31 protein-coding genes and 1 tRNA gene are annotated in these 26,577 nt (G+C 68.6%); 15 read left to right on the top strand and 17 right to left on the bottom strand.

The window, feature by feature from the left end; all coding sequences use genetic code 11:
* Window positions 1-51 precede the first annotated feature (51 nt).
* Window positions 52-945 (top strand): glutathione-dependent disulfide-bond oxidoreductase, encoded by an 894-nt coding sequence (gene yghU / locus OMP43_RS11775; protein ID WP_280279913.1) that lies wholly within the window; start codon window positions 52-54, stop codon window positions 943-945.
* A gap of 46 nt (window positions 946-991) precedes the next feature.
* Here the strand turns inward: yghU and OMP43_RS11770 are convergent, their stop codons facing one another.
* Window positions 992-2,527, bottom strand: a complete 1,536-nt coding sequence (locus OMP43_RS11770; RefSeq protein ID WP_280279912.1) for a DUF4403 family protein — start codon at window positions 2,525-2,527, stop codon at window positions 992-994.
* Between the two features lie 130 nt (window positions 2,528-2,657).
* Here OMP43_RS11770 and topA point away from each other — a divergent pair, with 130 nt between their 5' ends.
* Window positions 2,658-5,198: a type I DNA topoisomerase gene (topA, locus tag OMP43_RS11765; protein ID WP_280279911.1), complete on the top strand. Its 2,541-nt coding sequence runs from the start codon at window positions 2,658-2,660 to the stop codon at window positions 5,196-5,198.
* Window positions 5,195-5,635 (top strand): GNAT family N-acetyltransferase, encoded by a 441-nt coding sequence (locus OMP43_RS11760; protein ID WP_280279910.1) that lies wholly within the window; start codon window positions 5,195-5,197, stop codon window positions 5,633-5,635. The genes topA and OMP43_RS11760 overlap by 4 nt, the downstream gene beginning before the upstream one ends.
* 15 nt (window positions 5,636-5,650) lie before the next feature.
* Here OMP43_RS11760 and OMP43_RS11755 read toward each other — a convergent pair whose 3' ends face one another.
* Both OMP43_RS11755 and panC read right to left on the bottom strand, forming a co-directional pair.
* Window positions 5,651-5,947: a hypothetical protein gene (locus OMP43_RS11755; protein ID WP_167301298.1), complete on the bottom strand. Its 297-nt coding sequence runs from the start codon at window positions 5,945-5,947 to the stop codon at window positions 5,651-5,653.
* A gap of 88 nt (window positions 5,948-6,035) precedes the next feature.
* On the bottom strand, window positions 6,036-6,878 hold the full coding sequence (gene panC / locus OMP43_RS11750) for a pantoate--beta-alanine ligase (RefSeq protein ID WP_280279909.1): 843 nt from the start codon (window positions 6,876-6,878) through the stop codon (window positions 6,036-6,038).
* Between the two features lie 79 nt (window positions 6,879-6,957).
* Here panC and OMP43_RS11745 point away from each other — a divergent pair, with 79 nt between their 5' ends.
* The 5 genes from OMP43_RS11745 to OMP43_RS11725 all read left to right on the top strand — a co-directional run bounded on the left by OMP43_RS11745 (window position 6,958) and on the right by OMP43_RS11725 (window position 10,823).
* Window positions 6,958-7,752, top strand: a complete 795-nt coding sequence (locus tag OMP43_RS11745; protein ID WP_280279908.1) for a division plane positioning ATPase MipZ — start codon at window positions 6,958-6,960, stop codon at window positions 7,750-7,752.
* On the top strand, window positions 7,752-8,009 hold the full coding sequence (locus tag OMP43_RS11740) for a J domain-containing protein (protein ID WP_280279907.1): 258 nt from the start codon (window positions 7,752-7,754) through the stop codon (window positions 8,007-8,009). The genes OMP43_RS11745 and OMP43_RS11740 overlap by 1 nt, the downstream gene beginning before the upstream one ends.
* Window positions 8,010-8,232: 223 nt before the next feature.
* Window positions 8,233-9,621 (top strand): phosphomannomutase/phosphoglucomutase, encoded by a 1,389-nt coding sequence (locus tag OMP43_RS11735; RefSeq protein ID WP_280279906.1) that lies wholly within the window; start codon window positions 8,233-8,235, stop codon window positions 9,619-9,621.
* A complete protein-coding gene (locus tag OMP43_RS11730) occupies window positions 9,621-10,001 on the top strand; it encodes a DUF1801 domain-containing protein (RefSeq protein ID WP_280279905.1) in 381 nt (126 codons plus the stop codon). The genes OMP43_RS11735 and OMP43_RS11730 overlap by 1 nt, the downstream gene beginning before the upstream one ends.
* 57 nt (window positions 10,002-10,058) lie before the next feature.
* Entirely contained in the window at window positions 10,059-10,823 is a 765-nt protein-coding gene (locus tag OMP43_RS11725; RefSeq protein WP_280279904.1) for an exonuclease domain-containing protein, read from the top strand.
* Between the two features lie 43 nt (window positions 10,824-10,866).
* Here the strand turns inward: OMP43_RS11725 and OMP43_RS11720 are convergent, their stop codons facing one another.
* The 11 genes from OMP43_RS11720 to OMP43_RS11670 all read right to left on the bottom strand — a co-directional run bounded on the left by OMP43_RS11720 (window position 10,867) and on the right by OMP43_RS11670 (window position 18,592).
* A complete protein-coding gene (locus OMP43_RS11720) occupies window positions 10,867-11,346 on the bottom strand; it encodes a DUF1440 domain-containing protein (protein WP_280279903.1) in 480 nt (159 codons plus the stop codon).
* Between the two features lie 76 nt (window positions 11,347-11,422).
* Window positions 11,423-12,346: a TraB/GumN family protein gene (locus OMP43_RS11715; protein ID WP_280279902.1), complete on the bottom strand. Its 924-nt coding sequence runs from the start codon at window positions 12,344-12,346 to the stop codon at window positions 11,423-11,425.
* 27 nt (window positions 12,347-12,373) lie between these two features.
* Window positions 12,374-12,787: a hypothetical protein gene (locus tag OMP43_RS11710; protein ID WP_280279901.1), complete on the bottom strand. Its 414-nt coding sequence runs from the start codon at window positions 12,785-12,787 to the stop codon at window positions 12,374-12,376.
* Window positions 12,780-12,992 (bottom strand): helix-turn-helix transcriptional regulator, encoded by a 213-nt coding sequence (locus tag OMP43_RS11705; protein WP_280279900.1) that lies wholly within the window; start codon window positions 12,990-12,992, stop codon window positions 12,780-12,782. Before OMP43_RS11705 ends, OMP43_RS11710 begins: the two co-directional genes overlap by 8 nt.
* A 103-nt stretch (window positions 12,993-13,095) precedes the next feature.
* Entirely contained in the window at window positions 13,096-14,313 is a 1,218-nt protein-coding gene (locus OMP43_RS11700) for an FAD-dependent oxidoreductase (RefSeq protein ID WP_280279899.1), read from the bottom strand.
* Window positions 14,310-15,143: an S-formylglutathione hydrolase gene (gene fghA / locus OMP43_RS11695; RefSeq protein ID WP_280279898.1), complete on the bottom strand. Its 834-nt coding sequence runs from the start codon at window positions 15,141-15,143 to the stop codon at window positions 14,310-14,312. Before fghA ends, OMP43_RS11700 begins: the two co-directional genes overlap by 4 nt.
* A 10-nt stretch (window positions 15,144-15,153) precedes the next feature.
* The gene (purU, locus tag OMP43_RS11690; protein ID WP_280280020.1) at window positions 15,154-16,002 is read right to left on the bottom strand and encodes a formyltetrahydrofolate deformylase; all 849 of its coding nucleotides are present in this window, start codon (window positions 16,000-16,002) and stop codon (window positions 15,154-15,156) included.
* Window positions 16,003-16,027: 25 nt separating this feature from the next.
* Window positions 16,028-16,384 carry a cupin domain-containing protein gene (locus OMP43_RS11685; RefSeq protein ID WP_280279897.1) on the bottom strand — a complete coding sequence of 119 codons (357 nt, stop codon included), beginning with the start codon at window positions 16,382-16,384 and terminating at the stop codon, window positions 16,028-16,030.
* Window positions 16,381-16,764 (bottom strand): VOC family protein, encoded by a 384-nt coding sequence (locus OMP43_RS11680; protein ID WP_280279896.1) that lies wholly within the window; start codon window positions 16,762-16,764, stop codon window positions 16,381-16,383. The genes OMP43_RS11685 and OMP43_RS11680 overlap by 4 nt, the downstream gene beginning before the upstream one ends.
* Window positions 16,765-16,774: 10 nt before the next feature.
* Window positions 16,775-17,887, bottom strand: a complete 1,113-nt coding sequence (locus tag OMP43_RS11675; RefSeq protein ID WP_280279895.1) for an S-(hydroxymethyl)glutathione dehydrogenase/class III alcohol dehydrogenase — start codon at window positions 17,885-17,887, stop codon at window positions 16,775-16,777.
* Window positions 17,888-17,944: 57 nt separating this feature from the next.
* Window positions 17,945-18,592 carry a hypothetical protein gene (locus OMP43_RS11670; RefSeq protein ID WP_280279894.1) on the bottom strand — a complete coding sequence of 216 codons (648 nt, stop codon included), beginning with the start codon at window positions 18,590-18,592 and terminating at the stop codon, window positions 17,945-17,947.
* A gap of 169 nt (window positions 18,593-18,761) precedes the next feature.
* Between OMP43_RS11670 and OMP43_RS11665 the strand changes: the two genes are divergently transcribed.
* The 4 genes from OMP43_RS11665 to OMP43_RS11650 all read left to right on the top strand — a co-directional run bounded on the left by OMP43_RS11665 (window position 18,762) and on the right by OMP43_RS11650 (window position 22,289).
* Window positions 18,762-19,184 carry a hypothetical protein gene (locus tag OMP43_RS11665; protein WP_280279893.1) on the top strand — a complete coding sequence of 141 codons (423 nt, stop codon included), beginning with the start codon at window positions 18,762-18,764 and terminating at the stop codon, window positions 19,182-19,184.
* 107 nt (window positions 19,185-19,291) lie between these two features.
* Window positions 19,292-20,410: an 8-amino-7-oxononanoate synthase gene (locus OMP43_RS11660; RefSeq protein ID WP_280279892.1), complete on the top strand. Its 1,119-nt coding sequence runs from the start codon at window positions 19,292-19,294 to the stop codon at window positions 20,408-20,410.
* On the top strand, window positions 20,407-21,018 hold the full coding sequence (bioD, locus tag OMP43_RS11655; RefSeq protein ID WP_280279891.1) for a dethiobiotin synthase: 612 nt from the start codon (window positions 20,407-20,409) through the stop codon (window positions 21,016-21,018). Before OMP43_RS11660 ends, bioD begins: the two co-directional genes overlap by 4 nt.
* Window positions 21,015-22,289, top strand: coding sequence for an adenosylmethionine--8-amino-7-oxononanoate transaminase (locus tag OMP43_RS11650; RefSeq protein ID WP_280279890.1), 1,275 nt, complete (start codon window positions 21,015-21,017; stop codon window positions 22,287-22,289). The genes bioD and OMP43_RS11650 overlap by 4 nt, the downstream gene beginning before the upstream one ends.
* Window positions 22,290-22,296: 7 nt before the next feature.
* Here OMP43_RS11650 and OMP43_RS11645 read toward each other — a convergent pair.
* A tRNA-Thr gene (locus OMP43_RS11645) sits at window positions 22,297-22,371 on the bottom strand.
* A 104-nt stretch (window positions 22,372-22,475) separates the two neighbouring features.
* On the opposite strand from OMP43_RS11645, the gene OMP43_RS11640 reads away from it, so the two are divergent.
* Entirely contained in the window at window positions 22,476-22,661 is a 186-nt protein-coding gene (locus OMP43_RS11640) for a hypothetical protein (RefSeq protein WP_280279889.1), read from the top strand.
* Here OMP43_RS11640 and OMP43_RS11635 read toward each other — a convergent pair.
* Both OMP43_RS11635 and OMP43_RS11630 read right to left on the bottom strand, forming a co-directional pair.
* Window positions 22,616-22,765, bottom strand: a complete 150-nt coding sequence (locus OMP43_RS11635; RefSeq protein ID WP_280279888.1) for a hypothetical protein — start codon at window positions 22,763-22,765, stop codon at window positions 22,616-22,618. The genes OMP43_RS11640 and OMP43_RS11635 overlap by 46 nt on opposite strands.
* Entirely contained in the window at window positions 22,732-24,528 is a 1,797-nt protein-coding gene (locus tag OMP43_RS11630) for an aminopeptidase P family protein (RefSeq protein ID WP_280279887.1), read from the bottom strand. Before OMP43_RS11630 ends, OMP43_RS11635 begins: the two co-directional genes overlap by 34 nt.
* A gap of 157 nt (window positions 24,529-24,685) precedes the next feature.
* On the opposite strand from OMP43_RS11630, the gene OMP43_RS11625 reads away from it, so the two are divergent.
* Both OMP43_RS11625 and OMP43_RS11620 read left to right on the top strand, forming a co-directional pair.
* On the top strand, window positions 24,686-25,516 hold the full coding sequence (locus OMP43_RS11625) for a GNAT family N-acetyltransferase (RefSeq protein ID WP_280279886.1): 831 nt from the start codon (window positions 24,686-24,688) through the stop codon (window positions 25,514-25,516).
* Entirely contained in the window at window positions 25,513-26,574 is a 1,062-nt protein-coding gene (locus OMP43_RS11620) for a DSD1 family PLP-dependent enzyme (protein WP_280279885.1), read from the top strand. The genes OMP43_RS11625 and OMP43_RS11620 overlap by 4 nt, the downstream gene beginning before the upstream one ends.
* Window positions 26,575-26,577 lie beyond the last annotated feature (3 nt).

Here is a 26,577-nt window from a genome sequence, read left to right as displayed (position 1 = left end):
CGGACGGTTCCTACATCGCCGGGGCAATCCTCCCCCACAAGGAACCCCGACATGGCCGACGCCCAAGACCCCGCTAACAACCTGCCCGCCGGCTATGTCCCGCCCCGGGTGTGGGCCTGGGAGCAGCCGAGCGGCGGCCAGTTCGCGAACATCAACCGGCCGGTCTCGGGCGCGACGCACGACAAGGCGCTGCCGGTCGGCGAGCACCCGATCCAGCTCTATTCGCTCGGCACGCCCAATGGGCAGAAGGTGACGATCATGCTCGAGGAGCTGCTCGCCGCCGGCCATGCGGGCGCGGAATATGACGCCTGGAAGATCAATATCGGCGAGGGCGACCAGTTCGGCAGCGGCTTCGTCGCGATCAATCCGAACTCGAAGATCCCGGCGATGGTCGATCATTCGGTCGATCCCGCCATCCGCGTGTTCGAGAGCGGCGCGATCCTGGTCTATCTCGCCGAGAAGTTCGGCGCCTTCCTGCCGAGCGATCCGGCGAAGCGCGCGGCGACGATGAGCTGGCTGATGTGGCAGATGGGATCGGCGCCGTTCCTGGGCGGCGGCTTCGGCCATTTCTTCGTCTATGCGCCGTACAAGATCGAATATGCGATCAACCGCTATGCGATGGAAGTGAAGCGCCAGCTCCACGTGCTCGACACGCATCTGGCCGACAACCGCTACATGGCGGGCGACGACTACACCATCGCCGACATGGCGATCTGGCCCTGGTATGGCGGCGTCGCACGCGGGGACGCCTATCCGGGCGCGGCCGAGTTCCTCAACACCGCCGAATATGCGCATTTCAACCGCTGGGTCGCGGAAGTCGGCGCGCGCGAGGCCGTGCAGCGCGGCCGGCTGGTCAATCGCGGCACGGGGCCGGAGGACCAGCGCGTGCCGGAGCGGCATTCGGCGGCGGATATCGACGCGGTGCGGGCGAAGATGCCGGCGTAGCTTTACCGGCGCCGGGGAATCGGGGAAACGGCTGCACTTCCGCCGGCTATTTGCCCGGCAGATACTCCACCCGCGCCGTGCCGGTGGCCCAGACGGGCAGGTACAGCCCCTGCCCCGCCGCCTTGAGCTCGCCGGTGCGCACATCGGCGATGTCGGCGCGGATCACGAAATCCCCGGCGCGCTTCTGGACGATGGCGCGCCGGACCTTGCCGAGCAGCTTGTCGAAATCATGCGTGAAGTTCTGGGTGAGCGATTCGGCCAGCGTCTCGGCGACGCCGGGGCTCTGGACGAGGCGGACGAGCAGGTCCCCCTCGATCCGGTCGGTCTCGCCCGAAACGGCCAGCTGCTCGAAATGGACGCGCTGCGAGCCCGGCGCGTTGACCGGCCTGGCGGTGAGCCAGACCAGGCCATGCGTCTCGGTCGTGCCGTTCTGCGGGCGGGCGGCGATCGTCAGGCCCACGGCGATGCGGCCGCCCGTGGTGCCATAGCCGGTCACCTTGTCGAACCGCGCCACCACCGGGCCGATGCCCGGCAGGTCGAAGGGCCGCTGCGAGCGCTTGGCCAGCGCCTTCTGGAGCACGGGCTCCAGCTGGGCATAGTCGGCGATCACCGGGATGAAGAAGGCGAGCTTCGCGCCATGCGCATCGCGGCCGAGCGGCGGCAGCGGCGTCGGCACGGGATCCTCGGGGCGCGGGCCGACGAACGTCTCGGTGAGCGCGGCCAGGCCGAGGCGCAGGCGCAACCGGTTCCCGGCCAGGCCATAGCCGCCATAGTTGAGCTTCTGCGGCGTGATGCGCATCCAGACCGGCGGGTTCTCGGCATTGAGCTGCAGCGAGGTGAAGCTCTGCCGCCAGGCCTCGGCAACGCGGGCGCGGACGTTGAGCCTGGCGATCTCGCGCGGCAGCGAGCGTTCCAGATCGCGCACCACGGGGCGAAGCTTCTCGTCGGCCTTGTCGGCGAAGGTGATGCGGCGGCCGAGGAAATCGATGCCCGGCGGCGCGGTCCAGTCATAGGCCAGGCGGACGGTCGCCTGGGGCTGCCAGTTCGCGGTCATCGAAAGGCGGACCCGGGCATGGACCATCGCCGATCCGGTGGCGGTCTTGCCCTTGAGGAAACCGCCGACATGGCGCGCGGCGATGGTCGCGCGGATCGGCACGTCGGCGATGATCTCGTCGCCCACGCCGCGCAGGCGGATCGCCGAGCGGGTGACTGTGCCGACCACGGTGCAGCCAAGATCGGGCGTGACCTTGAGCTTCTTGCTGAACAGCTTCACCCGCTGCGCCGGCACGCACTTGTCGATCCGCTGGTCGATCGACCAGAGCGTGCGCGGCACCGCCCGCTCGAGCGCGCGGCTGAGGACGGAGACGTTCACGTCGAGCGGCACGTCGATCGCGGAGACCTGCCTGGGCACTTCGATGGCATCGCTGGCCCGGGGCGGCGGCTCGGCCTTCCCGTCCAGCGCGGCGCGGAGCCAGAGGAAGCCGGCGCCGGCGGCCGCCGCGAGCAGGGCGAGGACGCTTCCGAAGATCCACAGGCGCCGATGCGGGCGGCGGGGCGGCGGCGGCACTGTCTCTTCGGGCAATATCCTGCTCCCCCTCGGCCTCGACGAGTGATACCCGCAAAACCGCGCGAGGTTCCAGATCAACCGGGTTGACGGCTCCCGTCTCCCCTCCCCACCTTACACGCGTACACGTGAGGAACGCCTACCCCCCATGCAGCTCGTCATCGTAGAATCGCCGGCCAAGGCGAAGACCATCGAGAAATATCTCGGCAAGGACTATCGCGTCCTCGCCTCCTACGGCCATGTCCGCGACCTGCCGGCGCGCGACGGCTCCGTCGACCCGGACGAAGGGTTCGCGATGGAATGGGAGACCTATGCCGACAAGTCCAAGCAGCTGAAGGCGATCGCCGACGAGGCGAAGAAGGCCGACCGGCTGATCCTCGCGACCGACCCCGATCGCGAGGGCGAGGCGATCAGCTGGCACGTGCAGGAAGTGCTGCGGAACAAGAAGGCGCTACCGAAGGAAGTGGAGCGCGTCACCTTCAACGCGATCACCAAGCCGGCGATCCTGACCGCGATGGAGCAGCCGCGCGAGCTGGATACCGACCTGATCGACGCCTATCGCGCCCGCCGCGCGCTCGACTATCTCGTCGGCTTCACCCTCTCCCCGGTGCTGTGGCGCAAGCTGCCCGGCGCCAAGTCGGCCGGCCGCGTCCAGTCGGTGGCGCTGCGCCTGATCGTCGAGCGCGAGCGCGAGATCGAGGGGTTCAAGGCCCAGGAATATTGGTCGGTCACCGCCGACATGGAGCAGGACGGCACGCCGTTCACCAGCCGCCTGGTCAAGTGGAAGGGCGACAAGCTCGACCGGCTGTCGATCGGCGACGGCAAGACCGCGGAGGCGGCGAAGAAGTCGGTCGAGGAAGGCCGCTTCACCGTGGTCTCGGTCGAGACCAAGCCGGCGATGCGCAACCCGCCGCCGCCCTTCACCACCTCGACGCTGCAGCAGGAGGCCGCGCGCAAGCTCGGCTTCTCGGCCAGCCACACCATGCGGATCGCCCAGGGCCTCTACGAGGACGGCGCCATTACGTACATGCGTACCGACGGCGTCCAGATGGACCCCGGCGCCATCCAGGAGGCCCGCAAGGCCGTGGCGACGCGCTATGACGGCAGCTATGTGCCCGACAAGCCGCGCGTCTACACCACCAAGGCCAAGAACGCCCAGGAAGCGCACGAGGCGATCCGCCCGACCGATTTCAGCAAGGATCGCGCGGGTTCGGGCGACCATGGCAAGCTCTACGAACTGATCTGGAAGCGCGCGCTGGCCAGCCAGATGGCCTCGGCCCGGATGGAGCGCACCACGATCGACCTGGAGGACGCGACCGGCCAGCATGGGCTGCGCGCCACCGGCCAGGTGGTGCTCTTCCCCGGCTATCTCGCGCTCTACGAGGAAGGCCGCGACGATTCGGAGGATGAGGATTCGCGCCGCCTGCCGCGGATGAGCGAAGGCGCGACGCCGGCCAAGAAGGCCGTCAATGCCGAGCAGCATTTCACCCAGCCGCCGCCCCGGTTCTCGGAGGCCTCGCTGGTCAAGCGGCTGGAGGAACTGGGGATCGGCCGCCCGTCGACCTATGCCTCGATCATCCAGGTGCTGAAGGACCGCGCCTATGTCCGCGTCGAGAAGAACCGCTTCTTCGCCGAGGAGAGCGGCCGGCTGCTGACTGCCTTCCTGGAGCGCTTCTTCCAGAAATACGTCAACTACGACTTCACCGCCGAGCTGGAGGAGGAGCTGGACGACGTGTCGGGCGGCCGCGCCCAGTGGCAGGCGGTGCTCGAGGCATTCTGGAAGGACTTCAAGCCCCGCACGGCCGATGTGATGGAGCAGAAACCGTCGGACATCACCGCGGCGCTCGACGAGTTCCTGGCGCCCTATCTGTTCCCGGAAAAGGCGGACGGCAGCGATCCGCGGCTGTGCCCGAACTGCGGCAATGGCCGGCTGGCGCTGCGCGGCGGCAAGTTCGGCGCGTTCATCGCCTGCTCCAACTATCCCGAGTGCAAGTTCACCCGCCGCTTTGCCCAGCCCGGCGGCGAGGACGGTGCGGACAGCGGGCCGGAAGTGCTCGGCCAGGATCCGGACACCGGGCTCAACGTCGAGCGCAAGTCGGGCCGGTTCGGACCTTATATCCAGCTCGGCGAAGGCAAGGAAGCGGCCCGCGCCTCGATCCCCAAGGACGTCGAGCTCGATCTGGAAATGGCGCTCAAGCTGCTGAAGCTGCCGCGCGTGATCGGCAACCATCCGGAAACCGGCAACCCGATCACCGCCTCGATCGGCCGCTATGGCCCGTATCTGGCGCATGACGGGAAATACGCCCGGCTCGGCTCGACCATGGAAGTGTTCGAGACCGGCATGAACGCCGCGGTGGTCAAGCTGGCCGAGGCGGCGGCGAATTCGGGCCGGCCGGCCCGGGGCGCCGCGCGCGAGCCGCTCAAGCTGCTCGGCAAGCATCCGCGCACCGAGGCCGAGATCAAGCTGATGGACGGCCGCTACGGCGCCTATGTCACCGATGGCGAGACCAATGCCACGCTGCCCAAGTCGATCGACAAGGACCAGCTGACGCTCGAGGAAGCCGCCCAGCTGATCGACGCGCGCGCGGCGGCGGGCCCGGCCAAGGGCAAGGGCAAGAAGAAAGCCGCGCCGAAAAAGGCGCCCGCCAAGAAGGCGGCGCCCAAAAAGGCCGCGGCGAAGGCGGGATGAGTCCCGGCATCCGCGCGTTCGGGGAGGCGGACCTGTCCGCCTGCCTGGCGTTGTTCGATGCCAATTGCCCGCGCTTCTTCGCGCCGAACGAGCGCGCGGAATTCATCGCCTATCTGCGCGCCCATGCCGGCGCGTACCGGCTGTACGAGCGCGGCGGCCGGGTGATCGCCGCGTTCGGAGTCGCGCTGCGCGGCGACCGGGCGCGGCTGAACTGGATCATGGTGGATCCCGAGGCACAGGGATCGGGGGCCGGCGGCGCGATGATCGCCGCGACGATCGCATCGGCCAGGGCGGGCGGCGCCCGAGTGATCGACATTGCCGCCAGCCATCTCTCGGAGCCCTTCTTCGCGCGCCACGGCGCACGCGCGCGCGGCCGGATCGCCGATGGCTGGGGCCCCGGGATGCACCGGGTCGACATGGAACTCAGCCTCGATTGAGGCCGGGCCGGCGGCTCAGGCCGCCCGCACCTCGAAACCGCGGAGCCAGGCCCGCGCGGCCTTCTGCGCCTCGATGATCTCGCGCGCGGTCATGTCCTCGGCGATCTCGGCGCGGCATTCCTGCGCACGCGTGTCGCCGGTAACAGCGGCGATGTTGAACCATTTATGCGCCTCGATCAGATCGACGCCGATGCCGTCCGCGCCGCTCGAATAGACCATTCCCAGATCGTAGCACGCATTGGCATCGCCGCGGGCCGCGTCGCGCAGCCGGCTCTCGATAAGGAAACGCGCACTCTTCAGGCTGCTGCCCATGTCGCTTACCCCTTTCCACCCTTTCGTGGTGGATGGGGTTTGGCACTCGAATCCAAAACAAATGGTTAACGGCGTTAACCGTAATTGTTCAGGGTATCGCGATGTTGTCGATCAGCCGGGTGGCGCCGATCCGGGCGGCGGCGAGCAGGCGCAGCGGCCGATCGGCGGAATAGGCGGCGACGGGCGCCAGCGTGCCGGCATCGGCGAGCGCGACATAGTCGATCTCGAAGCCCGCCGCGGCCAGCGTCTCGCGCGCCTGGGCGAGCGCCGCCTCGACGTCGCCGCCCTCCGCGATCGCCTTGCCCGCCGCGCCGAGCGCGCGAGGCAGCGCCACGGCCTTGGCGCGCTCCTCGGGCATCAGATAGGCGTTGCGCGACGACAGGGCCAGGCCGTCATCGTCGCGCTGGGTGAGCACCGACTGGATCTCGACCGGCAGATTCAGGTCCAGGGTCATGCGGCGGATCACGGCGAGCTGCTGCCAGTCCTTCTCGCCGAAAAAGGCGATGTCGGGCTGGACCTGGTTGAACAGCTTGGCGACCACCGTCGCCACGCCGTCGAAATGGCCGGGCCGGTGCGCGCCCTCGAGCACTTCGCTCACGCCCGAGACCGAGACGTTGGTCGCGAAGCCTTCGGGATAGACCAGTTCCACCGCGGGCATCCACAGCAGATCCACGCCGGCGCCCGAGAGCATGCGCGAATCCGCGGCTTCCTTGCGGGGATATTTGGCGAGATCCTCGTTCGCGCCGAACTGCTTCGGGTTGACGAAGATCGAGACGACCACGCGGTTCGCGGCGCGCCGGGCCGCGTCGACCAGCGCCATGTGCCCGTCATGCAGCGCCCCCATGGTGGGCACGAGGGCGATGCGCTCGCCCGCCTGGCGCCAGGCGGCGATCGCCTCGCGAAGGGCTTCGAGCTGACGGACTGTTTGCACGCGTTAACACTTTCGATAAGACGGAGGCGCGGCCTTCTATGGGGGGCGGGCCGATCGATCAATAAAGGATGTTGGGACGTTGAGCGAAGGATCGAAGCGGCTGCACGTTCTCGTATTCGCGAACGAGAAGGGCGGCACCGGAAAATCCACCACCGCGGTCCACACCGCCATCGCGCTCGCGTCGAAGGGTGCGCGCGTCGCCTGCTTCGATCTCGATCACCGGCAGCGCACCATGGGCCGCTATCTGGACAATCGCGCCGCGACGACGAAGCGCATGGGCCGCGAGCTGCCGATGCCGGTCTATGACACGCATGACGGCGAGAGCATGGCCTATTTCTCCGAGGCGCTCGACCGGCTGGGCGCGGGGGCGGACTTCCTGGTGATCGACACGCCCGGCCGCGACGACAAGTTCGCGCGCATCGCCGTCACCAATGCCGACACGCTGGTCACCCCGATGAACGACAGCTTCGTCGATTTCGACCTGATCGGCCAGGTCGACCCCGATACGTTCAAGGTCGTCCGCCCCAGCTTCTATTCGGAGCTGATCTGGGAATCGCGCAAGCGCCGCGCCAAGGCGGACGGCGAGACGATCGACTGGGTGGTGCTGCGCAACCGCATGCAGCACATCGAGGCGCGCAACATGAAGCGCGTGTCGGAAGCGATCGACCAGCTCTCCAAGCGGGTCGGCTTCCGCGTCATCTCCGGGCTTTCCGAGCGCGTGATCTATCGCGAGCTGTTCCCGCAGGGGCTGACCATGCTCGACAGCCGCGAGTTCGGCGAGATGGGCCTGGCGCACGTCGCCGCGCGGCAGGAACTGCGCGAGATGATGGCCGGGCTGGCGCTTCCCGAAGTCACCATGCCGCTGTTCGCCTGATGGCGAAGCTGATCCTCGCGGCGCTGGTCCTCTACGCGCTGTACCTGCTCGTGCTGCGGCCGCGCTCCAAGGGCCCGCGCATGCCCGAGGAAGAGGCGCGCGCGATCCTGGGCGTAACGGCCGATGCCGATGACGAGGCGATTCGCTCGGCGCATCGCCGGCTCGTCTCGGCGGTGCATCCGGACAAGGGCGGATCGGCCGAGCTGACCCAGCGGATCAATTCGGCCCGCGACACGCTGCTGCGGCACGGCCGCTGATCCTGGGGTTGAGAACCCGAACGAATATTTGATTTTCTGCCGTCGCCCCGGCCTTGCGCCGGGATCCCGCTTCTTCTTCCATCCATGAGGCAGCGGGAAATCCGGCCCCTGGTGGCATAAACTTCGTAAACTTCCGCACCGCGCACCGCTTCGCTCCGAAGCCGGATTGAACTTTCCCCGATATTCGCGAATTAGGCCGGCAGAGATTCCCCCGGGAGGCATCATGACGCATCGCTTCGACCCCACTTCGCTGCGCGAGTACGACATTCGCGGGATCGTGGGGCAGACCCTCGGCACCGACGATGCGCGCGCGATCGGCCGCGGCTTCGCCACGCTGCTGCGCCGCGCCGGCGGCACGCGCGTGGCGGTGGGGCGCGACGGCCGCCTCTCCTCGCCCGCGCTCGAGGAAGCGCTGATCGACGGGCTCACCCAGTCGGGCTGCTCGGTGGTGCGCACCGGCATGGGCCCGACGCCGATGCTATATTATGCCGAGGCCACGCTGGAAGTGGATGGCGGCATCCAGATAACCGGCAGCCATAATCCCGGCCATTACAACGGCTTCAAGATGGTGTTTCAGCACACCAGCTTCTTCGGCGAGCGGATCCAGCTGCTCGGCCGGATGGCGGCGGAAGGCGATTGGGACGAAGGCGACGGCAGCGAGACGGTGACCGATGCCGATGTCGAGGATCTGTACGTCAGCCGGCTGATCGCGGGCTATGCCGGCGGCGCCTATCGCGTCGGATGGGATACGGGCAACGGCGCCGCCGGCCCGGTGATCGAGAAGCTGGTCAAGCTGCTGCCCGGTGAGCACCATACGCTGTTCACCGATGTGGACGGCAATTTCCCCAATCATCATCCCGACCCTACCGACGAGAAGAACCTCGCCGATCTGAAGCGGCTCGTCGCGGAGAAGCAGCTCGATTTCGGACTTGCCTTTGACGGCGACGGCGACCGGCTGGGCGCGATCGACGGGCAAGGCCGCGTGATCTGGGGCGATCAGCTTCTGTCCATATTGGCGGAACCCGTCCTGCGCGTGGAGCCGGGCGCCACGATCATCGCCGATGTGAAGGCATCGCGGATGCTGTTCGATCGAATCGCGGAGCTGGGCGGCAAGCCGCTGATGTGGAAGACCGGGCACAGCCTGGTGAAGACCAAGATGAAGGAAACCCATGCGCCGCTCGCCGGCGAGATGAGCGGCCATATCTTCTTCGCCCAGGACTATTACGGCTTCGACGATGCGCAATATGCCGCGATCCGGCTGATCCAGGCGATCCATGTGATCGGCAAGTCGCTGACCGAGCTGAAGGACGCGATGCCCCGGCTGGTCAACACGCCCGAGATGCGCTTCCAGGTGGACGAGAGCCGCAAGTTCGCGGTGGTCGACGAAGTGCTGGACCGTCTCGAGGCCGATGGCGCCGATGTCGACCGCACCGACGGCGCCCGGGTGAACACCCCCGATGGCTGGTGGCTGCTGCGCGCCTCGAACACGCAGGACGTGCTCGTCGCCCGCGCCGAGGCCCGGGACCAGGCCGGGCTCGACCGGCTGCTCGCCCAGATCGACGACCAGCTGGCGAAGAGCGGGCTCGTGCGCGGAGACACGGTGGGGCATTGATGGCAGCCGGATCGGTTCCCGAATTCCTCGACGCGCTCGATCCCGCGCATCGCGCCGCCGTCGAGGCGCTGCGCGCGCTGGTCGCCGAGGCGGCGCCCGGGCTGGTCGAGGAATTGAAGTGGAACGCCCCGAGCTTCCGCGACGCCCAGGATCACAAGGTGACGCTCGGCATCGATCGCAAGGGCGGCATCCGGATCGTGCTGCATCGCGGGGCAACGGCGAAGGCGATGGCGGGCTTCCGGTTCGAGGATCCCGCCGGCCTCGCGCAATGGCCGGCGCCGGACCGCGGCGTGATCCAGCTCCGCGATGCGGAGGACGTCCTCGCGCATGCCGATGCGCTGCGCGACATCGTCCGCCGCTGGGTCGCCGCCACCGCCTGATCGGCCATCGGGGCGATTCGACTCGCAATTCCGCCGCTCAGCCCCCATTTGGGGGTCATGGCGTCATCCCATCCGCCCATCATCCGTGTCATCGATCTCGAAACCACCGGCGACAAGCCGCCGGCCCATGCCGTGTGCGAGATCGGCTGGCAGGACGTCGCAATGGGCAAGGACGGGCGCTGGGAGCTGCATGGCGAGGGCGGCAACCGGCTGGTCAATCCGGGCCGGCCGATCCCGCCGCTGACCATGGCGATCCACCATATCCGCGACGAGGACGTCGCCGACGCGCCCTGGTGGCACGACGTCGCCCGGCCGATCCTCGATCCCTGGCCGCGCCGCGTGGCGCTGGCCGCGCACCGGGCCAGCTTCGAGGAGCAATATTGCACCCCGGCCCTCACGCGCGGCGCCGACTGGATCTGCACCTGGAAATGCGCGCTGCGGCTATGGCCCGACAGCGGCGGCTTCTCGAACCAGTTCCTGCGCTATTGGCGCAATCCCGAGGGGCTGGTGCACGAGCGCGGCCTGCCCGCGCACCGCGCCTTTCCCGACGCCTATGTCACCGCCCATCATCTGCGCGACATGCTGAACGAAGTCGACGTCGCCCAGCTGGTCGAATGGTCCAAGTCGCCGGGGCTGCTGCCGCGCGTCCGCTTCGGGCCCGATCGCGGCAAGGAGTGGAGCGAGATCGACGACGATTCGCTCGCCACCTTCCTGAGCGATCGCGACGAGGACGTGCGCTTCACGGCGCAGACCGAATATGCGCGCCGTCGCGGCGGGGCACCGGCGGGACGCGACGCGCCGGCCCAGCGGCTGCTGTTCTGATCGCGCTTGCAATATAGGATTTCGTCGCGGCAACGCCAGGAGATCAGCGCTTGCCGGCGATCAGCCAGCGCACCCCTTCGAGGACGATGCCATAGACCAGGTGCGAAGCCACGCCATAGGCGTGCCGCGCAAGCGGCGTGTCGTCGGGTCCGGGCGCCAGGCCGGCGGCGGGCACGGCGGCTTCGTCGAGCAGCGCGCTGGTGGCGATGCCATAGGCACCGCCAAACCCGGCGCTCGCCTCGGGCTTATACTCGGTGATGACGCCATAGATGCCGCCGAGCACCGCGCCGGCGACATAATGGACCGCCAGCCCGGCCGGCTCGCGCCAGGGCTCGGGCGCCGGCGCGCCGGCCAGCGCCGCGCTCGCCTGGTCGGCGGCCTTCACCGTCGCCGGATCCTCGTCCCCGCCCTCCTCCGGCAGCAGCTTCTCCGCCTGGTGCTGAAAGGCGGCCATCGCCGCGGATGCGACGAGCCCGGCGGCGACACCGGCGAGAAGGCCGAGAAGGGGACGGGGCTTTGCCATCGGGAACTCCGGAACAGGGATCGGCTCGACAGCCCATCCCTGCCCGGCTCACGGCGTCACATCAATATCGGGGCAATCAATATTGAACGCGCTCGGCCTTGAGATTGTGCTTGGCGAGATAGGCCTGGACGCTGTCGGCGCCAGCCAGGTGCCCCGCGCCGACCGCGACGAACACGGTGCCCGGCTTGGCCATGCGGGCGTCGATCCAGTCCGCCCAGCGGGCGTTGCGATCGGCGAGCAGCACCTTGGCCAGTTCGGGCGTCTTGCGCATCTCCTCGTTCAGCGTCGCGCCGAGCGCATCGGGATCACCCGCACCCCACTGGTCGACCATCTTGTCGAGCTGCGGGCCGATCTTGTCGAACTCCTTGACCGTGTTGGCCAGGAACTTGACCTGCAGGTTCTCCGGCAGTGTGTCGAAGAAGCCGATCTGCTGCTCGAAGGTCTCGAGCCCTTCGAGCCGCTTGCTGGCGGCCTTGGCGGCGGCGGTGACGGTCACCTCCACGCCACTGGCCGGGTCATAGCCCAGCTTGCCCAGCGGCAGCATGTTGAGCATCATTGCCGCATACCATGGCTCGAAGCGATCCAGCGCCGTGGCCGGCATGCCGAGGCTGGCCAGCGCGCCCGCGAGCGCCGGCCGGGCATCCTCGGGTAGCTTGGCGGTGAGCGCGGGATCGCTCTCCGGCGCGACCGCGGCTTTCATGATCACTCCCTTGATCACCTCGGGCTCGGGCTCGATCATCTCGAGCACCACCGTGTCGCTCTTGTCGAACGCGGCCTTCACTGCCTTGTCGAACCAGCTGAGGCCGGGCTTAAGCACATGGACGGTGCCGAACAGATAGATAGTGGTGTCGGCATCCTTGACCACCCAGAGCGCCGGATCGGCTTCCTTGGCGGCCGGCGCCGCGGCCGCCTTTGGTGCGGCCTGGGCATAGGCAACGGCCGGCAGCGTGGCGAGAGCGGTGAAGCCCGCCAGGACGGTGAGCAACTTCTTCTTCAGCATCGCGGGATCACTCCAGTTGGGCGGCCTTCAGGGCCGAAGTTTCTTCCAGAAATAGGCGGCGCTCATGACAATCACGGTCGCCACGAACAGAATTTCGTGATCGGGCTCGCGAACCAGGCCGCCCTTCCACAAGAAAAACCAGGCAGGATAGAAGATCGCGTAGAAATTGATCGCGATCGTGCCCGCAATCAGATTGTCCCGTCGCTCCACCTCGTCGATATCGCGATAGAAATACCAGGTGCCGCCGCCCAGGACGGCGACGAAGATCACCGTGATCGCGACCGCCCAGATCGCGGGCAGGCTGCCCGACGGGCTCTTCTCGATCGCAACGAGGGTGCCGCCGATCACGGCGCCGAGCAGCATGAAACCCGACATCATCAGCCAGAAACGATTGCGGCGCGCCACCTCGGCACGTTCGCCGGGGCCCGTCTGCTCAGTCATCCCCGCCTCCCGAATCGCCATCGAAAAATATCTCCTCGATGGGCATGGCGAACAGGCGCGCGATCTTGAACGCGAGCGGCAGCGACGGATCGTGCTTGCCCGTCTCGATCGCGTTCACCGCCTGGCGCGACACGCCGAGCCGACCGCCAAGCTCCGCCTGGCTCCAGTCGCGTTCGGCGCGCAGCACTTTCAGCCGGTTTCGCATCCGTTGTTCGGCATGTCACCATGACCTGACATCTTGTCAGGTATACCTTACATATCGAGTCGCGGGGAATTGTCAACAAGACCTGACATTATGTCAGGATCGGCTAGCTCGCGATTTCCTTGATCGGGATCGACGCATCGGCGATCGCCGCCGGATCCGCGGCGAGCCCTTCCACCACCAGCCTGCGGCCCTGGACATAGTCCTTGACCGCGTTGACGCAGTCGAGCGCGATCACCCGGCCCTGGCGATAATAGACCAGCGAGAAGCTGCGCGCGGCGGGATCGCCGCGAACCACCGCGGCATCATGCCCGGCCGAGATGCCGACGGTCTGGAGCTTGAGGTCATACTGGTTGGACCAGAACCAGGGCACCGCGTCATAGCTCGCCTCGATGCCGCAGATCGTCTTCGCGGCGACGGTCGCCTGGTCGTTGGCGTTCTGGACCGATTCGAGGCGGACCGTCGTGTCGGCAGCATAGCGGTTGACGTGCAGCGCGCAGTCGCCGACCGCAAAGACGTCCGCCAGGCTGGTGCGGGACTGCGCGTCGACGAGCACGCCGTTGCCGCCGACCGCCCCCGCCGCAAGCAGCGGCTCGACGGCAGGCAGGATGCCGATGCCGACGATGGCCATGTCGGCGGGGATCACTTCGCCGCCCGCCAGGCGCACGCCGGTGACGCGGTCCTCGCCCTCGATCGCCGCGACCTGCGCGCCGAGCCGGATCTCGACGCCATGGGCGCGATGCTCGGCCTCGAAGAAGCGCGACAGCGGTTCGCCGGCGACGCGGGCGAGGACGCGGTCCAGCGCCTCGATCACGGTCACCTGCTTGCCGAGCTTGGCGAGGACCGCCGCCGCCTCCAGCCCGATATAGCCGCCGCCGACCACCGCGACGCGGGAGACGCCGTCCAGCTCGGCCATCATCCGGTCGACATCGGCGCGGGTGCGCACGGTATGGATGCCGGCAAGGTCATGGCCGTCACAGGCCAGGCGGCGCGGCTTGCCGCCGGTCGCCCAGATCAGCTGGCCATATCCGATCGCCTCGCCATCGGCGGTGACGGCATGCGCGACGGGATCGACCGCGGTGACGGTGCGCCCCGGGAGCAGCGTCACCTGGCGCTCCTCCCAAAAAGCCGCGTTGCGGATCAGCAGCCGCTCAAAGGCTTTCTCGCCCGAGAGATATTCCTTGGAGAGCGGCGGGCGCTCGTACGGCAGCTCCGGCTCGTCGCCGAGCAGCGCGATGCTGCCTTCGAACTTGTTCTGGCGGAGCGCGATCGCGGCCTGTGCGCCGCCATGGCCGGCACCGATGATGAGGACGTCGTGTCTCATGCGTTCAGCCGCTCCGCATGCCAGGCGACATGGGCGCCGAGGAAGGTCGAGACGAAATAATAGCTATGGTCATAGCCGGGCTGGAGCCGCTGGGTGAGCGCGATGCCCGCCTTGGCGCAGGCGGCCTCCAGCAGCTCGGGCTTGAGCTGGGTGTCGAGGAAGGGATCGTCGGCGCCGGTGTCGACCAGCAGCTCGGGCAGGCGGGCGCCGTCCTCGATCAGCGCGACGGCGTCATGGGCGCGCCATGCCGCCCGATCGGCGCCGAGATATCCGCCCAGCGCCTTCTCGCCCCAGGGCACCCGGCTGGGCGCGGCGATCGGCGAAAAGGCGGAGACGGAGCGGAAGCGCCCCGGATTGCGCAGGCCGATGGTGAGCGCGCCATGCCCGCCCATCGAGTGGCCGGTAATGCCCTGGCGGCCCATGTCCGCCGGGAATTCCGCACCGACCAGCGCCGGCAGTTCCTGCTCGACATAGCTGCGCATCCGGAACTGCGCCGCCCAGGGCGCCTCGGTCGCGTCGAGATAGAAGCCGGCGCCTTGGCCGAAATCATAGGCCTCGTCATCGGGCACGCCCGGCCCGCGCGGCGAGGTGTCCGGCGCGACCAGGATCACGCCGTGCCGGGCGCATGCCGCCCGATATTCGCCCTTCTCGGTGACATTGGCATGGGTGCAGGTCAGCCCGGACAGGAACCACAGCACCGGCAGCTTCGCGCCGGGCCCATGCTCGGGCACGAAGACGGAGAAGGTCATGTCGGTACCGGTGGCAGCGGAGGCGTGGCGATAGACGCCCTGCATGCCGCCCTGGGACTTGTTGGAGGAAAGCTGTTCCATGGACGGCCCTTCAGCGGAAGACGATGGTGCGATTGCCGTTGCGGAAAACGCGACGCGCGCCGATCCACTGCACCGCGCGTGCGAGCACCTGCGCCTCGATGTCGCGGCCGATGCGGATCATGTCGTCGACCGAGGCGCGATGGTCGACTCGCTCGACCGCCTGTTCGATGATCGGCCCCTCGTCGAGTTCGCTGGTGACGAAATGCGCGGTGGCGCCGATCAGCTTCACGCCGCGCGCATGCGCCCGGTGATAGGGCCTGGCGCCCTTGAACCCCGGCAGGAAGCTGTGATGAATGTTGACGCACTGCCCCGCCAGCCGCTCGGCGAGCGCCGGCGACAGGACCTGCATGTAGCGCGCGAGGATCAGATAGTCCGCCCGGGCGCGATCGAACTCGGCGAGCAGCGCAGCTTCCTGCCGGGCCTTGTCCTCGGGCAACAGGAGGAACGGCAGGCCATGCCATTCGGTGAGGTCGCGCAGCGTGTCATGGTTCGAGACCACGCCCGCGATCTCGACGCCCAGGCCGCCGGTCTTCCAGCGATGGAGCAGGTCGTTGAGGCAGTGCGAGCCCCGCGATACCGCGATCAGGATGCGGGGAAGCCGGTCGCTCTCCGCCATCGCCCAGTCGAAGCCGAAGCGCTCGGCCACCGGCGCGAAATCCGCGCGCAGCGCCGCGGTCTCGAAGGGCGCGCCCACCGCCTTGAACTCGACCCGCATGAAGAAGCGGCCCGAATCGAGATCGGCATATTGCTGGCTGTCGAGGATGAACCCGTCACGCGCGGCGAGGAACCCGCTCACCGCGGCGACGATGCCCGGCCGGTCCTCGCAGTCGAGGGTCAGGATCCAGGCCGGCGCGGTCATGCGCGGCGGGCCGGCTGCCACGACATCACAGCGCCTCCACCTGCGTGGCCGTGGCCGCGTCGCCGGTATTGGGCGTGCCCATGGGCTCGATCACGATGAGCTTCACTTCGCCCTGGCGCGCGACCGGCCGATGCTCGACGCCGCGCGGCACGACGAAGATCTCGCCCGGATGGAGCGTGACCGTGCGGTCGCGCAGCTCGATGTCGAGCACGCCCTCGAGCACCAGGAAGAAATCGTCGGTCTCGGGATGGCTGTGCCAGACGAACTCGCCCGCCACCTTCACGATGCGGATGTCGTTGTCATTGTAGCGCGCGACGATGCGCGGCGCCCAATGCTCGGAGAAGCCGGCGAACTTCTCCGCCAGGTTGACGACCTCGCTCATGCCGGCACGCGCCAGAGCCCGCACAGCTTGTTGCCGTCGGGATCGCGGAGATAGGCGAGGTGCATCTTGCCGAAGGGCAGCTCGCGCAGGCCGGGCGGATCTTCGATCGACTTGCCGCCCGCCGCGACGCCGGCATCGTGCCAGGCCACGACCTGCTCGGGGCTGTCCATCGCGAAGCCGATCGTGCCGCCATTGGCATGGCAGGCGGGATCGCCGTCGAGCGGCATGGAGACCATGAATATCCCGCCCTTGTGCAGATAGATCAGCCGGCCCTTGTCGTCGGCCATCGCCGGCTTGCCGCCGACCGCGCCGAACAACGCGTCGTAAAAGGCTCGCGAGCGGGCGAGATCGTTGCTGCCGAGCATGACGTGACTGAACATGGCGCTCTCCTCAATAGACGACGACGCTGCGGATGCTCTCGCCCGCATGCATCAGATCGAAGCCCTTGTTGATCTCCTCCAGCGTGAGGACATGGGTGATCATCGGGTCGATCGCGATCTTGCCGTTCATGTACCAGTCGACGATCTTCGGCACGTCGGTCCGGCCCTTGGCGCCGCCGAACGCGGTGCCCTTCCAGACGCGGCCGGTGACCAGCTGAAAGGGGCGCGTCGCGATCTCCCTGCCCGCCTCGGCCACGCCGATGATGATCGATTCGCCCCAGCCGCGATGGCAGCATTCGAGCGCGGTGCGCATCACTTCGGTATTGCCGGTGGCATCGAAGCTGTAGTCGGCGCCGCCGTCGGTGAGCGCGAGCACTTCGGCGATCACCGCCTCGCGCGACTTGCCCTTGCCATCGATGAAATGGGTCATGCCGAACTTGCGACCCCAAGCCTCGCGGTCCGGATTGATGTCGACGCCGACGATCACGTCCGCGCCGACCATCCGGGCGCCCTGGATCACGTTGAGGCCGATCCCGCCCAGGCCGAACACCACGACCTTCTCGCCGACCTGGACCTTGGCGGTGTTGACCACGGCGCCGACGCCGGTGGTGACGCCGCAGCCGATATAGCAGCTGGTCTGGAACGGCGCGTCCTCGCGGATCTTCGCCACCGCGATCTCGGGCAGCACGGTGAAGTTCGAGAAGGTCGAGCAGCCCATGTAATGATGGATCGGCTGGCCGCGATAGCTGAAGCGCGTGGTGCCGTCGGGCATCAGGCCCTTGCCCTGGGTGGCGCGGATCGCGGTGCACAAATTGGTCTTGCCCGACAGGCACGATTTACACTGGCGGCATTCGGGCGTGTAGAGCGGGATCACATGGTCGCCCGGCTTCACGCTGGCGACCCCCGCGCCCACCTCGCGGATGATGCCCGCGCCCTCGTGGCCGAGCACGCTCGGGAAGATGCCCTCCGAATCGAGTCCGTCGAGCGTATAGGCGTCGGTGTGGCAGATGCCCGTCGCCATGATCTCGACCAGCACTTCGCCGGCCTTGGGTCCTTCGAGGTCGAGCTCGACGATCTCGAGCGGTTTCTTCGCTTCGAAGGCGACGGCGGCACGGGTCTTCATGGGTCTTGCTCCTTGCTCGGCGGCGTGATCGGGGAAACGCCGCCTTGTTGCAAGGCATCAGCGCATGGCGCGGTCCTGCGGGCGATAGAGGGTCAGGAAGATGCCGCCCCACCAGAGGATGCCGGCAAAGGCGGCGAATTCCAGGAACGGCCGCACGAAGCCCGAGAGGAAGACCAGGCAGGCGAAGAGCAGGCCGGCAAGCTGCACCCAGCCCGGCAGGCTGCCCGCCATCCGCGCCTCGCGCACCGTCAGCGTCGCCCAGAGCGCGACGCCGGCATGGCCGAGCATGGTGAGCGCGGCGACGAGATCGGCGCGCGGCGAGATACGCCCCTGCCCGATCAGCGCGGTCGCCTCGATCCTGAAATGGGCGGCAATGGCGAGGCAGAGGATGCCGGCGCCGCCGGCAAGCAGCGCCACGTCCCGCCCCGGCGCGCGCGGACCGATCGGCGCCGCGAGGGTGAGCATCGCGAGCAGCAGCGCGCTCGCAAGCACGGAGCGGACGATCTCGCTGGCGAGCAGCAACCCCCAATAGGGCTGGGCCATGTCGAGCTTGTTCCGGGCGATCGCAGTGAACGGGTCCGCCGCCCCCGCCAGGTCGTGCGACACGTCGCCCAGCACGATCGCCGCGACCGCGAGCAGCAGGCAGAACAGCGCCGCCACCGTGCCGAAGGGCCGTCCGCTGTTGCCGGCAAAGGGGCGCTGCATGGCATTTCTCCCGTGTGTATTATTATCATAATACACTTGCTTGCCTGCCGGGGCAAGCCCTGCCCATGGGGCTCCGGGGCTGCCGCCGAAACGGGGGCGATCCGCGGCGCGGCGTCGCGTGGATCATGATATGTCCGGCCGACATAAGGCAACCGGAGGGATAGCGACAATGGAAGCGACTGCGAACACCGCCGCGGGCAATGTCTATGTGTTCAACATGACCAGCCAGAACCTGAACCTGAGCGCCAACGGCCTGCCCACCGCCGGCGGGACGATAGCGGGCTGGAGCCAGTCGGGCGGAAGCCAATATCAGCCGGCCAGCCAGGCGGTGCCGCGCCGGCTCAACGCCAGCGATGGCCCGGGCTGCTTCTTCAACGGCACCAACAACCTCGCGCTCACGTGGCTCGACGGCCTGTTCGTGGCGGCCGTCCGGATCGACAGCGGCATGCTGCCGCTCAACCTGGACCTGCTCCTGCTGGTCACGCGGAACAAATGGCACCTCGTAAATCAATATGCCGTCGAGGTGGCCGAAGGGGACGTCATGCCCATGATCGGGCTGCGGGAGGCCCTGGCGGCGGCCGAGGCGGAGTAGCGCAGGGGTGGAGTAGCGCCGGGGCGGATCGACGTTCGGGCAATCCTCCCCCCGCACAATGTCTCCCTGCTTGGCCGATCGCGTCCGCTGCGCCTATGGGCGCGGGGATGGTCCATTTCGATGCACAGCGCCGCGACCTTGCCGAGCTTGCCGAACGTGCGCGCGCCCGGCGGCTGACGGTACCGGCGGGGCGAGATTTCGCCTCCAACGATTATCTGGCGCTGGCCGGCGATCCCGCGCTGGCGGCGGCGGTGCGCGGCGCGATCGATGCGGGCGTGCCGATCGGATCGGGCGGCTCGCGGCTGCTGCGCGGCAACCATTCCGAGCATGAGCGGCTGGAAGCGGAGGCGGCCCGCTTCTTCGGGGCCGAACAGGCGCTCTATTTCTCGACCGGCTATGCCGCGAACGCGGCCCTGCTCGCCACCCTGCCCCAGCGCGGCGACTTGATCGTCCATGATGCGCTGATCCATGCCAGCGCGCATGAAGGCATGCGGCTGAGCCGGGCCGAGGCGCGCAGCGCGGCGCATAACGATGTGGACGGCTTTGCCGATGCGATCGCGGCGTGGCGGGCGCAAGGCGGCACCGGGCGCGTCTGGATCGCGGTGGAGAGCCTCTATTCGATGGATGGCGACCAGGCGCCGCTCGCCGCGCTCACCGCGCTCGCGGACCGGCATGAGGCAATCCTGATCGTCGACGAGGCGCATGCCACCGGCGTGTTCGGGCCCGAGGGGCGCGGCCTGGCGGCAGGGCTGGCCGGCCGCGCGAACCTGATCACGCTGCATACCTGCGGCAAGGCGCTGGGCTGCGAAGGCGCGCTGTTGTGCGGACCGCGGGTGGTGCGCGACTTCCTGATCAATCGCGGCCGCGCCTTCATCTTCTCGACCGCGCCTTCGCCGCTGATGGCGGCGGCGGTGCGGGCCGCGCTCGGGCTGATCGCCGAGCCGGCGCGGCGTGGGCGGCTGCAGGCACTGGTCGCACGCGCGGAAGAGCTGCTGGCTCCGGCCGGGGTGCGGCCGACGGGCTCGCAGATCCTGCCACTGGTGATCGGCGACGATGCGCGGACCATGGAGATGGCCGCGGCGCTGCAGGCACAGGGCTTCGACGTGCGCGGCATCCGCCCACCGACCGTGCCGGCCGGCACGTCGCGGCTGCGCATCTCGCTGACCCTCAATGCCGGCGAGGACGATGTCGCTGCCCTCGCCGATGCGCTGCGGGGCGTGGCATGAGGATCGTCGTCACCGGCACCGACACCGATATCGGCAAGACCGTGTTCGCCGCCGGCCTGGCCGGGGCGCTGGGCGCGACCTATTGGAAGCCGGTGCAGAGCGGGCTCGAGGGCGCCAGCGATACCGAACGGGTCGCGGCCCTGTCTGGCGCGACGGCGCTGGCCGAGGCCTATCGTCTGAACACCCCCTGCTCGCCGCACCTGGCCGCCGAGATCGACGGCGTGACGATCGACCCGGCGCGGCTCGATCCGCCCGCGATCGACCCGCTGGTGATCGAGGGCGCGGGCGGCGTGCTGGTGCCGGTGACGCGCGAGCTGCTCTATGCCGATCTGTTCGCGCGCTGGCGATTGCCGGTGGTCCTCGTCGCCCGGACCGCGCTCGGCACGATCAACCACAGCCTGCTCTCGATCGAGGCGCTCCGCGCGCGCGGCGTGCCGATCCTGGGCGTGGCGTTCGTCGGCACGGCGAACGAGGATAGCGAGGCGACCATCGCCGCGATCGGCGGGGTCCGCCGGCTCGGGCGGCTGCCGGTCCTCGACACGCTCGACCGCCCCACCCTCGCCGCCGCCTTCGCCCAGGCCTTTACCCGCACGGACTTCACCGCATGACTTCCCCCGTCTGGCACCCTTTCACCCAGCATGGGCTCGGCGAGCCGATCCCCGAAGTGGCGCGCACCGAAGGCGCCGCGCTGCACACGCGGGACGGGCGGCGCTTCGTCGATGCGATCTCCTCCTGGTGGGTGACGACGCATGGGCACTGCCATCCGCGGATCATGGCCGCCATCGCCGAGCAGGCGGGGTGCATGGACCAGATCATCTTCGCCGGCTGGACCCATGAACCGGCCGAGACGCTCGCCCGCGAGCTGGTGCGGATCCTGCCCGCCCCGCTTGCCCATGTCTTCTATTCGGACAGCGGCTCGACCAGCGTCGAAGTGGCGCTGAAGATGGCCTTGGGCTTCTGGGACAATCGCGGCGAGCCCCGCCACCGCATCGTCGTGATGGAGCATGGCTATCATGGCGACACGATCGGCGGCATGTCGGTGGGCGCGCGCGGCGTGTTCAACCGGCCCTATCAGCCCCTGCTGTTCGACGTGGCGACCATCCCCTTTCCCGAACCCGGGCGGAGCCAGGCGACGCTCGACGCGCTGGAGGCGCAGTGCCGCGGCAAGCCCGCCGCGCTACTGGTCGAGCCGCTGGTGCTCGGCGCGGGCGGCATGAAATTCTATCCCGCCAGCCTGCTCGCCGAGATGCGCCGGATCTGCGCGGCGCATGGCGTGCTGTTCATCGCCGACGAAGTGATGACCGGCTGGGGGCGCACCGGCACGCTGCTGGCCTGCGAGCAGGCGGGCGTGGTGCCCGATATCCTCTGCCTGTCCAAGGGGCTGACCGGCGGGGCCATCCCGCTGGCGGTGACGCTGGCGACCGCCCCGATCTTCGCGGCGCATTGTTCGGGCGACCGGGCGCGGATGTTCTTCCACTCGTCGAGCTACACCGCCAATCCGATCGCCTGCGCGGCAGCCAACGCCAATCTGGCGATCTGGCGCGACGAGCCGGTGCGCGAGCGCATCGCCGATCTGGGCGACCGCCAGCAGGACCATCTCGACGCGCTCGCCCGGCATCCGCTGGTCCGCAATCCGCGCCGGCTGGGCACGATCGTGGCGGCCGAGATCGGGGCGGGCGAATCGGCCTATCTGAATGCCGTGGGCCCGCGCCTGCGCGATTTCGCGCTGGAGCGCGGCGTGCTGATCCGGCCGCTGGGCAACACCGTCTATGTGATGCCGCCCTATTGCATCGACGACGCCGATCTCGCCGCGGTCTATGGCGCGGTGACGGATTTCCTGGAGCGGGAACCCCGGATGGGGGATTTGTTCGCCTGCTAGGGGCGAGTGGTGCTGCCGGTGAGGATTGAACTCACGACCTCAGCCTTACCAAGGATGCGCTCTACCACTGAGCTACGGCAGCACTCGCTCGAACGGTCCGGCAGTGCCGGGTCCCAAGCGGGAGGCGCCTATGTGCTTGGGCGGGACCGATTGTCAACCCGCCCATCGACGGTTTATCGCAGGAAGATGAGCGAAGCGGAGAAGAAGGCCCGTCTGGCCGAGGCGCTGCGGGCCAATCTGAGGAAACGCAAGACGCAGGCACGCGCCCAGGCCGCGGCCGGCGACGCGCCCGATTCCCAGGGCCCGGATTCCCAGGCCCACGATTCTCAGAGCGACGCCACCCAGAGCGATACGCGATCGGCGGCGTCATAGGCATTGCGCGCGATCGCGTGCGGCCCGAGCAGATACATCGCCATCGTGACCGCGCCCGCCAGGAACCACATCACCCGATAGGTGCGCACTTCGCTTCTAACCATGCCAACTCGTCCCCGCCCAGCTGCGGACCCAGAATCCGCAGCACCTCGGCATGATAGGCATTGAGCCAGGCAAGTTCCTGCACGGTTAGCAAAGATGGTTTAACCAGCGTTCGCTCAATCGGCGCGAAGGTCAGCGTCTCGAAGCCGAGCATCTGTTGTTCCGCACCCGAAATCAACTGCTTGACCACCAGCACCAGGTTCTCGATCCGGATGCCGAATTCCTGCGCCTTATAGTAACCGGGCTCGTTCGACAGGAACATGCCCTCGCGCAGCGGCTCCAGGCTCTGGCCGCCCGGATAGAAGGGCTGGGCGATGCGCTGCGGCCCCTCGTGCACCGAAAGATAGGAGCCCACGCCGTGCCCGGTGCCATGGCCGTAGTCCAGGCCGACTTCCCACAAGGGGCGCCGCGCGAAGCTGTCGAGCTGGGCGCCGGTGGTGCCGTCGGGGAAGATCGCGGTGGCGATGGCGATATGCCCCTTGAGGACGCGGGTGAAGCGATCCTTCATCTCGTCGCTCGCCTCGCCCACCGGCATCACGCGGGTCACGTCGGTGGTGCCGTCGGCGTACTGGCCGCCCGAATCGACGAGATAGAGCTGGCCGGCCTCGATCGGCAGGCTCGATTCGTCCGTCACCTTGTAGTGCGGGATCGCACCGTTCGGGCCGGTGGCGGAAATCGTGTCGAAGCTCAGATCCTTGAGCACACCGGTCGCCTCGCGGAATTCGCGCAGCTTGTCGGCGGCCGACATCTCGGTGAGCCCGCCCCGCGGCGCGGTTTCCTCGAACCATTTCAGGAAGCGGGAGAGCGCGGCGCCGTCCCGGGCCTGGGCGGCCTTCTGCCCGGCAATCTCGGCGGGGTTCTTGATCGCCTTGGCCAGGATCACCGGATCGCGTAGCGCCAGCACCTTGGCGCCGCCGGCGTCGAGCGCATCGAACACGGCGGCGACGGCGCTGCCCGGATCGGCGGCGACACGCTTGCCGGCAAAGTTTTTGAGCGCAGGAGCGAAAGCAGCGCGATCATGGATACGGATCGCGTTGCCGAGATGCTGGCGAACCGCGTCGCTCACCTTCTCGGGCGCGACGAACAGGTCGGCGGTGCCGTCGGCGTTGACGATCGCATAGGCGAGGGCGACCGGCGTGTGGCTGACATCGGTGCCGCGGATGTTGAACGCCCAGGCGATCGAATCGAGCGCGGAAAGCACCACGGCATCGGCCTTGCGCTCGGCCAGCCAGTCGGCGATCTCGGCGCGCTTGGCGGGCGAGGACTTGCCGGCGGCCGCGTCGGACTGGATCGCCAGCGTCGCGTCGCTCGGCGCCGGCTTGTCGGGCCACACCGCGTCGATCGGGTTGGTGTCGACCGCGACCAGCTCCGCCCCCTTCTCGGCAAGCGCCTTGCGCGCTTCCTCCACCCAGCCGCGGGTGTGCAGCCAGGGATCATAGCCGATGCGGCCGCCGTCCGGCGCATGCGCGCCGAGCCAGGCCGAGACGCTGGTGGCAGGCACGCCGACATATTCCCAGTCCCGCGCCGAGACCTGCTGGCGGACCTGGAGCGTGTAGCGCCCGTCGGTGAAGATCGCCGCCTCCTGGGGCAGCACGACCGCGGTGCCGGCCGAGCCCTGGAAGCCGGTGAGCCAGGCAAGGCGCTGGGCATAGGCGCCGACATATTCGGACATATGCTCGTCGGTGAGCGGCACCACGAAACCGTCGAGACGGTCGCGCTTCAGCTGCTCGCGCAGGGCCTGGAGGCGGTCGGCATAGCTGGACATCGGATCATCCTTCGAACTTGACATTGGCCGCCAGGCTGCACGTCCTTCACCCCTTCGGGAACGATAGGACGCGCAGAGCCCGCGACTCCCCATGGCGCGGTGTTGGCCGATGGAATCCCATTTTGGAAGCCGCACCGCGCTTTGCTAGGCAGAAGCGGTGGATAGACGGCTGAAACGGGGGCTCGGGCGGTTGGCGCTGATGGTCGGGGGGCCATTGCTGGCGCTGTGGAGCATCTCGCTCTGGCTGCATCACGAAGCGGCGCAGCATCTGCACAAGACCATCGGCCCGTACACATCTGCCCGCCATATCGATCACCTGGCCGACCAGATCGTCGCCAGGCAGATGAATGGCTGGGTGGGTGGCAGCGGCGTGCCGGTCATGGTCTGCCTGCTGGGGCTGTTATGCATCGCCATCCATTTCAGCTTCGCGGTGCCGCTGGCGCCCGTGAAGGCATTGCGCACGCGCCGGCTGGTGCTGCGCCGCGTCCGTCCCGAGGATGTGGCTGCATTCCATGCGATCCTCACCGATCCGCCGACCCTGCGGTACTGGGGCCAGGCACCGCACCGGTCGATCGAGGAGACGGCACGCTGGCTCGCGGATGCGGAAGCGGACCCGGCGAAACGCGACGAGTTCGTCATCGAGCGCGACGGCAACGTGATCGGGATGATCGGCGCGCGGCAATGGCCCTGGGTCACCTATATCCTCCTCGATGCCGAATGCGGCAAAGGCTATGGCGGCGAGGCGCTGGCGGCATTCGTCGCCCATGCCTTTGCGAGCGGCATGCCCGCCCTGTTCGTCGCCACCGACACGCGCAACGCGGCGAGCCTGGCGATGGTGCGCAGATGCGGCTTCGGCGAGATTGGGCGCGGTCCGCTCACGCATGAGACGGGCGAGACGATCGAGGCGGTGTGGCTGCGGCTCGACAAGCCGGGATATCGCTGGCCAAGCTTGCGCCGGACCGCGGCGCCAGACAGGGTTGCGGCATGAACTTCCCCCTGCCCCGCGCCGACCTGGCCACGCCCGCGCTGCTGCTCGACGTCGCAGCGATGGACCGCAACATCGCGGCGATGGCCGCCTTCGCCCGCGCAAGGGGCCTGGCGCTGCGGCCCCACGCCAAGACGCACAAGAGCGGCGAAATCGCCCGGCGGCAGATCGCGGCGGGCGCGGTGGGCATCTGCTGCGCCAAGCTGGGCGAGGCGGAGGCACTCGCGGCGGACGGGGTGGGCGACATCCACCTGACCTCGCCGGTGGTGACCCGGGGCGGCATTGCCCGGCTGGCGGCGCTGGCGGCGAAAATCCGGCTCTCGGTGGTGGCGGACCATCCGGAAGCGGCGCGCGCGCTGGCGGGCTGCGGCGCGACGCTCTTCATCGACGTCGATCCCGGCAAGCACCGCACCGGCGTGACGTCGCCCGAAGCCGCGGTGGCGCTCGCCCAGGCCATCGCCGCGGCGGGGCTGACGCTCGGCGGGGTGCAATATTATTGCGGCTCGGAACAGCATATCGCCAGCTATGCCGACCGGCATGCGGCGATCGTGGCGAAGACCGACTATCTGCGCACCGTGCTGGCGGCGCTGGCGGCGGCGGGATTCGCGATCCCGGTAGTGACCGGCGCCGGCACCGGCACCTTCGCGATCGACGCGGAGCTGGGCGTGCTCACCGAGCTGCAGGTGGGGAGCTACCTCTTCCTCGATCGCGAGTATCGCGACTGCGAACTGGCCGGCCCGCGCTTCGAGCAGGCACTGTGGGTGGATGCCACCGTGGTCAGCGCGAACACGCCCGGCATGGTGACGATCGATGCGGGATTGAAGTCTTTCGCCACCGATGCCGGGGTGCCCGTGCCCGCGTCAGGCACCGCGCGCTACGCCTTCATGGGCGACGAGCAGGGTGCGCTGATCGGCGAGGATCTGCCGGGCCTGGCGGAGCGCGTCACGCTGGTGCCCCCGCACTGCGACCCGACGGTGAATCTGTACGATCTCTATCATCTGGTGGAGGGCGGCACGGTGACCGGCGCCTGGCCGGTGACCGCGCGCGGCCGCTCCACCTAGCAG

This window comes from Sphingomonas sp. CBMAI 2297 (genome assembly GCF_029870595.1).
Taxonomy (GTDB): domain Bacteria; phylum Pseudomonadota; class Alphaproteobacteria; order Sphingomonadales; family Sphingomonadaceae; genus Sphingomonas.
The sequence above is the reverse complement of the archived record's forward strand: the minus strand, read 5'-3'. Positions and strand labels throughout refer to the sequence as shown.